The organism is Zobellella maritima (assembly GCF_003075035.1).
Taxonomy (GTDB): domain Bacteria; phylum Pseudomonadota; class Gammaproteobacteria; order Enterobacterales; family Aeromonadaceae; genus Oceanimonas; species Oceanimonas maritima.
On sequence record NZ_QCZE01000002.1, the window covers coordinates 141,861 to 152,927 of the forward strand.

Consider the following 11,067-nt stretch of genomic DNA (forward strand, 5'->3'; position numbering starts at 1 on the left):
GCTCCCGTTAGGCGCGGATGTAGGTGGTTTTCACAACGGTGTAGAATTCCTTGGCGTAAGTACCCTGTTCACGAGGGCCGAAGCTGGAATCTTTACGACCGCCGAACGGTACGTGGTAGTCGGTGCCCGCGGTCGGCAGGTTGACCATCACACAACCGGTCTTGGCGTTGCGTTTGAAGTCACTGGCGTACTTCAGGGACTCGGTGCAGATACCCGCAGTCAGGCCGAAGTTGGTGTCGTTCAGGGTGGCCAGCGCTTCTGCATAATCCTTGACCTTGATGACACAGGCGATCGGTGCGAAGGCCTCTTCACGGTTGATGGTCATGGCGTTGGTGGTGTCGGTGAACAGAGCCGGCTGCATGTAGTAGCCTTCTTTCTCTTCGTTCAGCACTTCACCGCCGTATACCAGTTTGCCGCCCTCGTTCTTGGCGATTTCCAGGTATTTCAGGTTGGATTCCATCTGGCGGGCATCCGCCACGGCACCGATGTGTACGCCTTCCTTCAGCGGGTGACCCACCACCAGTTTCTTCATGCGCTCGATAACGGCGGCAACAAAACGGTCGTGAATGCCTTCGGTGACGATCAGGCGGGAGGACGCGGTACATTTCTGACCGGTACCACCGAAGGCACCGTTTACGGCACATTCAACGGCGTTGTCCAGATCGGCGTCATCCAGCACGATCAGGGCGTTCTTGCTGCCCATCTCCAGCTGGCACTTGACCAGGTTTACAGCAGTCGCTGCAGCAACCTTGCGGCCGGTTTCCAGGGAGCCGGTGAAGGTCAGGGCGTTGATATCGCGGGAGTTGATCAGCACATCACCGACTTCAGCCCCCGGACCCATGACCAGGTTGAAGGTACCGGCAGGCAGGTTCTGGCGAGAGATGATCTCGGTCAGGGCCCAGGCAGAGGCAGGGACCTGATTGGCCGGTTTCCAGACGATGGCATTACCAAATGCCAGTGCCGGGGCGATCTTCCAGGCGCCGGTCGCAGTCGGGAAGTTCCAGGGGGTGATGATGCCGACCACACCAACCGGCTCGCGACGGGTTTCAATCTCGACACCGGGGCGTACGGAATCGGCGGTTTCGCCCATCTGACGCAGTACTTCGGCGGCGTAGTAATGGAAGAACTGGCCGGAGCGATAGGTTTCGCCTGCACCTTCTGCCAGTGTCTTGCCTTCTTCACGCGCCAGGATCCGACCCAGTTCGTCCTTGCGGGCGATGAGTTCGTCACCGATGGCCATCAGTACGGCATAGCGCTGCTCCAGGCCGCTCTTGGCCCATTCCTGCTGACCTTTAACGGCGGCATCGATGGCGGCCTGGGTCTGGGCGGCGTCGGCCTGGGCGTAGTGACCAATCACATCGCCGAGGTCGGCGGGGCTCACGTTGGCAACGGAACCCGGGCCTTCAACCCACTCACCGGCAATATAGTTACGAAAAACTGAATCAGACATAGTAGACCTCCTGTACCTAGTTGGAATCATCATAGGAGCTGTGCTTTAATAACAAAAATTAATTAATGATATTGCTTGATAAGGAAGCCTTATCATGTTGCCGGAATTCAAGATCACTCAACTGCGCCATTTTGTTTGGGTCGCCGAGCTGAAGGGCTTTCATGTCGCCGCCGAAAAGGCACACCGCACCCAGCCGGCCATCTCTTTGTCTATTCGCGATCTGGAAAACAAGTTGGGGGAGGCGCTGTTCGAGAAACGCAACAGTCGCACGGCCAAGACCGAATTGACCCCCTTTGGCAAGCAGTTTCTGCCCAGGGCCAAGGAATTGATCGCCCACCACGATCGCATCGCCGAAGACATGACGCTGCTGGCCGAGCACAAGACCGGCCACCTGCGGCTGGCCTCGGTGCCCTCCATTGCCAGCCGGTTTCTGCCGGAATTGTTGTTGAACTTCATCGGCGACAGCGAATTGCACGTCAGCGTGTTCGACGATAACTCCAGTGCGGTGTTGCAGATGGTGGAAAACCAGCAGGTGGACTTCGGTATCGCCGGCCTGTTCGATGAGCAGGATCAGAGTGAGAAACACTTTATTCCGGTCTGGGAAGACCATATCGGGGTGGTCTGCCCCCACCAGCACCCGCTGGCCGCGAAAAGCGAGCTGCACTGGCGGGAGCTGCAGCCCTACCGGTTGATACGCAACGGTACCTCGCTGCTGCTGGAAGACAGTGAGGCGCAGCCCCTGCTGGTGAACTCCCAGTACTACATTTCCAACATGATTTCCCTGATCGCCATGCTGGAAGCCGGTTTCGGCATCACCACCCTGCCCTGGTATGCCTTTCCCACGGACAATACCAAGCTGGCCTTTATCCCCTTGCATACGCCCCTGGTACGCCGGCGTATCGGCATCGTTACCCTCAGTAACAAGTCGCTTACCCCACCGGCTCAGGCCCTGGTCGATTTTATCCTGGCCAGCCATACCGGCTGAGCCGGCCTCGATGGGGCCGCCGACGCGAGCGCCTGTTTACTTTTTGGTTACCCTGTCCTTACCCACCCCCTACCTGGTTTCTTTTTTTTAACCTTATTTAGCCATCCTGGCCGGGGATCCGGCTGTCAGACATCAGCAACAATGCGCTTTCCAAGCATATTGATAAGTTTGTCTTATCAAATGATACAACCTTTTAATTTGTATGGGCTTGTGGCTTTGGATGAAGATGTCGGTCATGAGGAAAGCACTGGCTCTGTCACACGGTGGTGGATCCCATGACGGTTGACTGTACTGTTAAGCGTTTGCTCACCCGTTCGAGACTCTCGGGACAAGCATCAGGTGTCGCTTCCTCTGGCAACAGACATTGAGTTGCCGGCGGCTTAGTCCGGCACATGGCACTTAGGGATATGTAGCAATTACGCGAGGATATAAATGATGAGGTTAGCTGCGATTAAAGCCTCTTTGACAGGCCGGAATGCCCTGCCGCTACGACCTGTCAGCCAGGTGATGGATCTGGAACGGCTGGGTGCCATGCATCAGAGCCGGCTGAGTTTTATGCGTACCCTGGTGCGGCGCATCATGTTGGAGCGCTGGCAGATCGACACCGTTCGTCTTGACCTGTGTGCCGACGGCTATGGCACTGTGATCTATGAAATCAATACCCCCCAGGGTTTGTTTAACTTTGTCATTTTTTCCAACTACCTGAGCCCGGAAGAACGCAACGACAGGGTAATTGCCAGCAAGTGGGATCTGACCATGGCCTTGGTCGAAGGCCGGGTCGAAGACGAGTACCTGGAGTTCCTGAGGCAGAACGTCCCTCTGCAGGAAGCAGGCAGGGTGGATTCCCGTGTCTTCGTCTTGTCCCGGGCCAATCGCAGCGCTCGTAATTTTGATTATGTGGTTGATCAGCTGGCCAAGGGTGAGCAACCCGATGCTGACAATATCGCCAAGGTCGGTTATCTCTACCGTACTACGGCCGTCTATGGCAGCGGCAAGCTGGGCATGGCCGACTGGGACAAGGTGAGCAGTCGCTATCCGGATTTTGCCCGTCCCTTTGCCGCCGAGATGTTTGTCTGTTTCATGCTGAGAAACTTCAGCCTGTTGCAGGTGGAGCATATTGCGCGAGAGCGCTCCCCGCATCAATTTGCGCCGATGAAGACCGAAATAAAACGTTACTTCGGCATCGGCAATGCAACCGGGCTGGGCATGGCCCCCTATCTGATCAACCACCCCATGCTGATCAACCAGTGGGTGGAATTGCGCGAGCTGGCCCTGGCCCTGGTACGGACCCTGGGTCATATCGACAATGGGGTGCGTCGGCAGTTCGACACCCTGTTGGCACGCTGCGCCCGGCATATGGCCGAAACCGTGACCGAAGATGACTGGCAGACCAAGAATAACCTGCGGGTGATCGAGGATATCTCTGCCCTGCGGGAGCAGGCCGGTGCCGCCCTGGACAGCTGGGATACCCTGCTGACCTGGAGTGAACAGCACTGCTCGCTGCAGGCACAGGAGCTGCTGGTCTCCGTGATGCTGGAGCTGTACCCACAACTGGTCGACGGCCTGGATGACTACTACTGCGCAGAAGAATTTCTCGATCTGGATCCACTGATGCCAGTACAGCAGCTGAAAGCGGTGATCGAGCGACGCTATGACTGGGCGCTGAAGATCGATTTTGGCGAAGAAGGCGCCCGGGATATCTTCTGGTATCGTTCAGAAGAAAAAATGGAACCTCGACTGGGCCTGAGTGCCCTGGACACCGGCAAGGAAAAACAGATGGCGCTGGGCGTCGGCTATGCCGTATTCAAATGTTACGAACAGCTGTGCCAGTACATAGAAGAGCACCCGCAACATACCACGGCCCGCTTTATGGTGGCCCGGCCCAAGCTGCGCGGCATAGTGCGCCGTATCCAGAGTATGGATCGTTGCGTGTATGGCGATATCCAGGCCAACCTGCTGGCCAGGGATATCCTGCCCATGCATCTGTTGCGTGCCAAGCTGTCGTTCTTCGGCGTCAGCAAGTTTGATCCCCGCTCTCGTCTTTGGGTGCGCAATACCATGTATCAGGGCGCCCCGTTACTGGAAGATATAGGCAAGACCTATAACGACGACTGGTTTATGCCCCTGGCCCCCGGACAGCAAGGAGAAGCCTGATGCAGGTATCGATGAATGAGCTGAAGGCGGCGCTGCGCCGCTGCTTTGAAGCCGCCGGTTATTTTGTCGGCAATTATGAAGATGCCGCCAACATGGTATTGTGGCTGGAAAAGCACGGCCTGGGCGGGCTGGCGGAACTGGAGCGGGCTTTGCCCTATATCAAGTCGGATGCCGATAAGCCGCTGAGTACAGTGGTCTATGAAGACAGCACCTCGGCCATTATCGACAGTAACGGCCGCAGCGCCCTGAACTGCATCGCGGCCTCGGTGGACCTGGCCCATGCCAAGGCGCTGGAAAGCGGCATCGCCACCATTACCGTGCATAACTGCCATAACCGCATGTTTGCCCTCAAGGCTCTGACCGACTGCGGGCGGCGCGGCATCAGCGTCACCGCCTACTGGCAGAACGGCAGCGAGACGGTCAAGGAGTATGCAGCGGCCATTAAGGCAGGGGAGCGCTATCCCAGCTTTAGCGAGGCAGCCACCAGCCTGGTAACCAATCCGGATGAACAGCAGGCGCTGACCATTGTCTGCAGTTCCCGGGTTGATCTGGCCGGTTCGCTGCAGCGTTCGAAGGGCAACCGTAACGCCCGCTACATCAGCCCCGAACAGCTGGCCGAAAACAAGGAATACATCATCGACAACGGCATCGCGATCGACGAGGCGCTGTGGGCCGAGATCAACCGTATTGGTGCCGGTATCCTGGTGGAAAATACCGACCGTTCCCGGCAAGGGGCGGGGGGCCAGTAATAACATCAAGTGTCTGGCTACCGTATTCCGGCTCTAAGCTAACAGGGCCAGCTCCGTCAACACCTCGGGCACCAAGGCCACCAAGGCCACCAGCACTGGATAACGGACGCGAACATGCACCGGATGTTCGCTCCGTTAACCCAGCTTGGTGCAGGCAGCCAGCACGCTGACCCATGGCGTCTTGCACGTCGCCATATGACCGCCATCAACCGGTAAACAAGCATGCCTGGTTGATTCCCCTCCCACCGTTTTATCTGCCCCTGTGCTAGACTGCCTGCCTTTCTCTCCCGGATATTCATCATGTTGTATTCTCCCGATGAACTATTGGCCTTGCTGATCGTGACCGGTGGCATCCTGGTGCAAGCCTGGGTGGGCATAGGCTTTGGCCTGCTGGCGGCGCCGCTGCTGTACCTGATTGAGCCCGCCTATGTGCCTGGTCCGATACTGATGCTGGGCTGGATGTTGTCGGTGGTGGTGGTGCTGAAACAGCGGCATACACTTAACTGGCGGCGGGTATTTCCTGCCATTGTTGCCCGTCTGCCCGGCTCCTGGTGTGGTGCCCTGTTGCTGGTGAGCATAGCGCCTTACCAACTGAGCCTGTTCTTTGGTTCGGCGCTGTTGCTGGCGGTGTGGTTGAGCAGCCGTCACTATGCATTGCCGCTTTCTCCGGTGAGTCTGACCGTCGGCGGGTTTTTCTCGGGGCTGTTGGGTACCGCTACCTCGGTCGGCGGCCCCCCCATGGCATTGCTTTACCAGCATGAGCCGCGTTTGACTGCCCGCAATGAAATTGCCGCCTTCTTCCTGATCGGCACCCCCATGTCCATGCTGATGCTGCTGTTGCAAGGTGGGCTGGCGTTGCTCAGCCCCATACTGATCCTGAAGATGATCCCCGGCGTGCTGCTGGGTTTTTGGTTGTCCAGGCGGCTTGAGCGCGTGTTCAAGAGAGACAGTGCCCGCTTGGCCATCCTGTGGATCTCGGCCCTGTCGGCCCTGGTGGTGTTATGGCGAGGAATAATGGAAGGGCTGGCGGGCCAGCTTGCTGCCGGCTAATGCATCAGCCGTTGTTCGACATGATTGACTGCCGGGCCAGGAGGGCTTTGTTCCATTTGACAACGAGTTATCGGATAGATAAGTTGCTCGACGGCTAAGTGTTTAGACGTCTGGATGGAGTTTCATTGGAATTACAGGATACCACCAAGGCCTTTGGCCCCCATCAGGTACTGAAAGGCGTAAACCTGCGTCTGCCGGCCGGTAAGGTGACTGCGCTGATGGGAGCAAATGGTGCCGGCAAGTCTACCCTGGTCAAGGTGCTGTGCGGCATGCACCGGGCTGATACGGGGCGCCTGCTGATTGACGGTCGAGCGGTGACATTGAACGATCCACGCCAAGCCAATGCCGCCGGTATCGTCACCGTCCACCAGCATATCAACGACAATGTGGTGCTGACTCTGACGGTGGCGGAAAACCTGTTGCTGGACCAGCTGAGCGACGGCCGGCTGCGTGGCCTGCTCGGTCGCAGGCGGTTGGCGGAACGGGCCCGGCCCTTGGCCGAGGCGGTCGGCCTGGATATTCCGATGGACATCCAGGTTGCCGAGCTGGGCCAAGCCGAGCGTCAGTTGCTGGCCATCGCCCGGGCCCTGGCCCATCATCCTCGCCTGCTGATCCTCGATGAGCCAACCTCGACCCTGTCCGATGCAGAAGCCGAGCGGCTGTTCGTGTTGGTGGAGCGGTTGCGGGCACGGGGGACCGGGGTACTTTATATCAGCCACCGCTTGAGCGATATCCGCCGGCTCGCGGATCGGGTAGTGGCACTGCGCGACGGGGTCATCGTGCTGGAGCAGGACACCCCGGACCTGCCCCGGGCGGTGCAAGCCATGCTGGGCCATGGTGTGGGCGAGGTGACGCATACATACCGGCGGGGCGGTAGGGAGCGGTTCCGGCTGCAACAGGTTAGGCTGGCAGGCGGTACACCGCCTTTCTACCTGAGCCTGCGCGAGGGGGAGATCACGGTCGCCACCGGCCTGTTGTCGAGCGGTGCCATGGGCCTGCTGCAGGCCATCTACGGCCTCAAGCCCCTGGTATCCGGCACCATGTACAAGGGCGGCAAGCCTTGGTCGCCGAGGGGGCCGTCCGAGGCTATAAAGGGGGGCGTGTTTATGGTCCAGGAAGACAGGGCCAGCGCCGGCATCATTCCCGGTTTTTCCCTACGCCAGAACCTGAGCTTGCCGTTTCTGTCCCGTTTTAGCCGGTGGGGGCTGCTCGACCGCCACCGGGAAGCAGAGCGCGCCAAATACAGCCTGGATCAGGCCGGGGTTGTCTATCAGTCCGACAGACAGACGATGAGCGCCCTGTCGGGCGGCAACCAGCAGAAACTGATGCTGGCCCGCTGGCTGCAGCAACCCTGCGAACTGTTGCTGCTGGCCGAGCCCTTTCAGGGGGTGGATATCGGCGCCCGCCGGGATATCGGACACCTGCTCAGGCGGACTGCCGACGAGCGGGCCACCCTGGTGGTGTGCACGGATCTGGAAGAGGCCCTGGAGCTGGCCGACCGGCTGCTGGTGTTCAATCACCATCGGCTGGTGGGTGATCACCGGGTTGAGCAACTGAATATGGAGCAGGTGCTGCAACAGATCGCCGCCCTGCCGGAACACATCGATGAGGAATGGACATGATACGGCAAGGCGCCATCAAATACGGGCTGGTTGTGCTGCTGGTGGCCATGGTGCTGGTGTTCAGCTACCTTCAGCCGGCCTTCGGCAGCATGCGCAACAGCTTCATTATTCTGCAGTCGGTTTCGATCGTGGCCATTCTGGCCCTGGGCGTGACCGCCACCCTGGCGGTGGACGGCTTTGATCTGTCGATCGGCGCCACCGCCGCCCTGGCGATGATGACCTCTTCCTATGTGCTGGTGGTACTGGATGGCGGTACCCTGGCGGCCGTTGTAGCCGCCCTGGGGGTGGGCGTGCTGGTGGGGCTGCTTAACGGCTTCCTGACGGTGCAGATGCGCATCCCGGATCTGCTGGCGACCCTGGGAGTCATGTTTCTGCTGCTGGGGCTGCAGTTGATCCCCACCGAAGGCCGTTCCATCGCCGCCGGCATGATACTGGGCGATGGCGGCACGGCGCCGGGTCGGTTCAGCGCCGGCTTCCTGGAACTGGGCCGTACCCGGTTGTTCGGGGTGGTGCCGGTGCCGGTGGTGATCATGCTGGTGCTGGCGCTGATCACCTGGCTGTTCCTGGAGCGCAGCCGGTTTGGCCGGCTGTTTTACGCCATCGGCGGCAACCGCTCCGCGGCCTGGCTGGCGGGCGCGAATGTGTCTGCCTATCGTTACGGTGCCTATGTGATTTCCGGCGTCTATGCGTCCATTGGCGGTATCCTGCTGGCGGCACGCATGGGGCGGGGCGATGTCAGCTCCGGCAACAGCCTGCTGATGGATGCGGTGGCGGCGGCGCTGGTGGGCTTTGCCGTGCTCGGTGCGGCTCGCCCCAATGCCCTGGGGGCCGTGGTGGGGGCGCTGTTTGTGGGGGTACTGCTCAATGGTTTGACCATGCTTAATGCCCCCTACTATACCCAGGACTTTATCAAGGGCGCCGTGCTGGTGGTGGCGCTGATGTTCACCTTTGGCCTGGCCAAACGTAGTTAAACAAGGAAACGAATGATGAAATGGTTCAAATCTCTGGCGGCCGCGGCGCTGCTGTTACCGGCCGTGACCATGGCGGCGGAGTTGCCGGCCGGATTGGAAAACAAGAAAATTGCGCTGGTTCGCTTTATCTCCCAGGGGGATTTCTTCCAGGCCTATCTGGCCGGGGTCAAGGCCCAGGCCGAGGCGCTGGATCTGGAACTGCAGGTGTTCGATGCCCGCCAGGATGCGGCCCGCCAGCGAGATATGCTGGATCAGGCGATCCTGCAGGGCTTTGACGGCATACTGCTGCAGCACGGCTTTACCGACAGCATCAAGGACAAGGCCGCCGAGGCGGTGGATGCCGGTATTCAGGTGGTGGCCTTCGATGTGGATGCACAAAACGAGGCCATTCCCCAGATCCAGCAATCCGACGCCGAGCTGGCCCGGCTGGCGTTGGAACAGCTGGTGGCCGACAACGGCGAGCAGCTGGACCTGGGCTATGTTTATGTGCCCGGTTTTCCGCCCCTGGAACGCCGTGATGCGGTGTTCAGTGAATTCAAGCAAATCTATCCCGGGCTGAAGGAAGTGGCCCGCTTCGGTACCGTCAACAACCCCATCGCCAACTCGGTCGCGGATCAGGCGGCTGCGGTGCTGCGTGCCAACCCCACCATCAGCGTGATCTTCGCGCCCTTCGATGAATTTGCCAAGGGTGCCAAGATCGCCCTCGAAGAAGCCGGCCTGGCCCAGGATGTGAAGATCTACAGTGCCGATATTTCCACCGCCGATATCCAGGCCATGCGCGAACCGGGCAGCCCCTGGGTGGCCACCGCCGGCACCAATCCGGTGGTGATGGGCGAGGTCAGCGTGCGGGCGCTGGCCATGCTGCTGGCCGGCGAGAACCCGGGCCGGCAGGTGCTGGTGCCGCCGACCCTGATCACCCGGCAGCTGCTCAACGAGCAGGATATCCAGAATATGGAGCAACTGGGCCAAAAGCTGCCCGCCTTTGCCCATGCGGATGTGGCCAACCCCGAGTGGATGGTGCTGCCCAACCGATAATGAATAAGGGGGTCGAAGTCTCTATATTCCTGCTCAGGCGAACATAAAACAGGCTGGACTGATACTTGTAGCGATCCTTGACCTGGCCCACTCACAATGCCGGTTGTTGTGTGGCTGTCTGTGGTTGCGCTGCACAGTCCAGTACCCATTGCTGCAGGGCCTGTTTGGCCTCGCTGGCGACTTCGGGATGGGCATCGATCAGGCCATAACCCCGTTGAGAGCGCAGCGGCTGGGTGTCGAGGGCGACCAGGATGCCGCTTTCCAGCAGGCTGTCGACCAGCCCCCGCCACCCCATGCCGATGCCCTGGCCGGCGATCACCGCCTGTAACAGCAGGGTATAGTTGTTGAAGGTCAGCTCCGAAGATTCCAGGTAGTTGAAGCCCGCACGCTGCTGGAAGTAGCCGGTCCAGTTCATCCAGCTCTGTCCCTGATCGGCGGTCAGGGTCAGCAGCGGCGCCTTGGCCAGCCGGGCGAGCTCATCGAACGGCCCGTACTGTTGCAGGAAGGCGGGGCTGCAGACCGGGAAGACCTCTTCGGGAAACAGCCGCGGCACGGTGGCGAGGGTCCGCTCGTCACAGAAAACGATGGCCACGTCGACCCCCTTGTCCCGCCAATCGAACACCCCCTGGTTGGTCATGATGCGTACGTCGATATGGGGATGCAGGCGGCGAAACAGTGGCAGCCGCGGCATCAACCAGTAGGCCGCGAATGAGAAGTCGGTAAGGATATTGACCCGGGGATGGCGATGCTGGTGCTGGAGGCGATCGAGGGTGCGTTCAATGGTGGCGAATCCCTCCTGTACGCTGACAAACAGTGCCTGGCCCGCCTCGGTCAGCCTGACGCCACGATAGACACGCTCGAATAACGGCAGGCCCAGCTGCTCTTCCAGGGTGCGGATCTGCTGACTGACCGCCGACTGGGTCGAGCGTAGTTCCTTTGCCGCGGCGGTAAAGCTCAGTTGGCGGGCTGCGGTTTCGAATACCCGCAGACTGTTGGGTGACACTGTTTTGTTCAGCAACGACATTAGCTCAGCAGATACCCGGGCAAGATG

9 protein-coding genes are annotated in these 11,067 nt (G+C 59.8%); 7 read left to right on the forward strand and 2 right to left on the reverse strand.

The window, feature by feature from the left end:
- Positions 1 to 7: 7 nt before the first annotated feature.
- Positions 8 to 1,450, reverse strand: coding sequence for an aldehyde dehydrogenase family protein (locus tag DCS96_RS12535; RefSeq protein WP_116474742.1), 1,443 nt, complete (start codon positions 1,448 to 1,450; stop codon positions 8 to 10).
- A 94-nt stretch (positions 1,451 to 1,544) separates the two neighbouring features.
- Here DCS96_RS12535 and DCS96_RS12540 point away from each other — a divergent pair, with 94 nt between their 5' ends.
- The 7 genes from DCS96_RS12540 to DCS96_RS12570 all read left to right on the forward strand — a co-directional run bounded on the left by DCS96_RS12540 (position 1,545) and on the right by DCS96_RS12570 (position 10,016).
- Positions 1,545 to 2,435 carry a LysR family transcriptional regulator gene (locus DCS96_RS12540; protein WP_116474743.1) on the forward strand — a complete coding sequence of 297 codons (891 nt, stop codon included), beginning with the start codon at positions 1,545 to 1,547 and terminating at the stop codon, positions 2,433 to 2,435.
- A 432-nt stretch (positions 2,436 to 2,867) separates the two neighbouring features.
- Complete coding sequence (locus tag DCS96_RS12545) at positions 2,868 to 4,589, forward strand: hypothetical protein (protein WP_116474744.1); 1,722 nt, start codon at positions 2,868 to 2,870, stop codon at positions 4,587 to 4,589.
- Entirely contained in the window at positions 4,589 to 5,338 is a 750-nt protein-coding gene (locus DCS96_RS12550; RefSeq protein WP_116474745.1) for a DUF3726 domain-containing protein, read from the forward strand. Before DCS96_RS12545 ends, DCS96_RS12550 begins: the two co-directional genes overlap by 1 nt.
- Before the next feature lie 300 nt (positions 5,339 to 5,638).
- The gene (locus DCS96_RS12555) at positions 5,639 to 6,388 is read left to right on the forward strand and encodes a sulfite exporter TauE/SafE family protein (protein ID WP_116474746.1); all 750 of its coding nucleotides are present in this window, start codon (positions 5,639 to 5,641) and stop codon (positions 6,386 to 6,388) included.
- 125 nt (positions 6,389 to 6,513) lie between these two features.
- On the forward strand, positions 6,514 to 8,010 hold the full coding sequence (locus DCS96_RS12560) for a sugar ABC transporter ATP-binding protein (RefSeq protein ID WP_198650066.1): 1,497 nt from the start codon (positions 6,514 to 6,516) through the stop codon (positions 8,008 to 8,010).
- A complete protein-coding gene (locus tag DCS96_RS12565) occupies positions 8,007 to 8,981 on the forward strand; it encodes an ABC transporter permease (RefSeq protein ID WP_198650067.1) in 975 nt (324 codons plus the stop codon). Before DCS96_RS12560 ends, DCS96_RS12565 begins: the two co-directional genes overlap by 4 nt.
- Positions 8,982 to 8,996: 15 nt before the next feature.
- The gene (locus tag DCS96_RS12570; RefSeq protein WP_198650068.1) at positions 8,997 to 10,016 is read left to right on the forward strand and encodes a substrate-binding domain-containing protein; all 1,020 of its coding nucleotides are present in this window, start codon (positions 8,997 to 8,999) and stop codon (positions 10,014 to 10,016) included.
- Positions 10,017 to 10,107: 91 nt separating this feature from the next.
- Here DCS96_RS12570 and DCS96_RS12575 read toward each other — a convergent pair whose 3' ends face one another.
- Positions 10,108 to 11,019 carry a LysR substrate-binding domain-containing protein gene (locus tag DCS96_RS12575; RefSeq protein WP_198650069.1) on the reverse strand — a complete coding sequence of 304 codons (912 nt, stop codon included), beginning with the start codon at positions 11,017 to 11,019 and terminating at the stop codon, positions 10,108 to 10,110.
- Between the last annotated feature and the right edge of the window lie 48 nt (positions 11,020 to 11,067).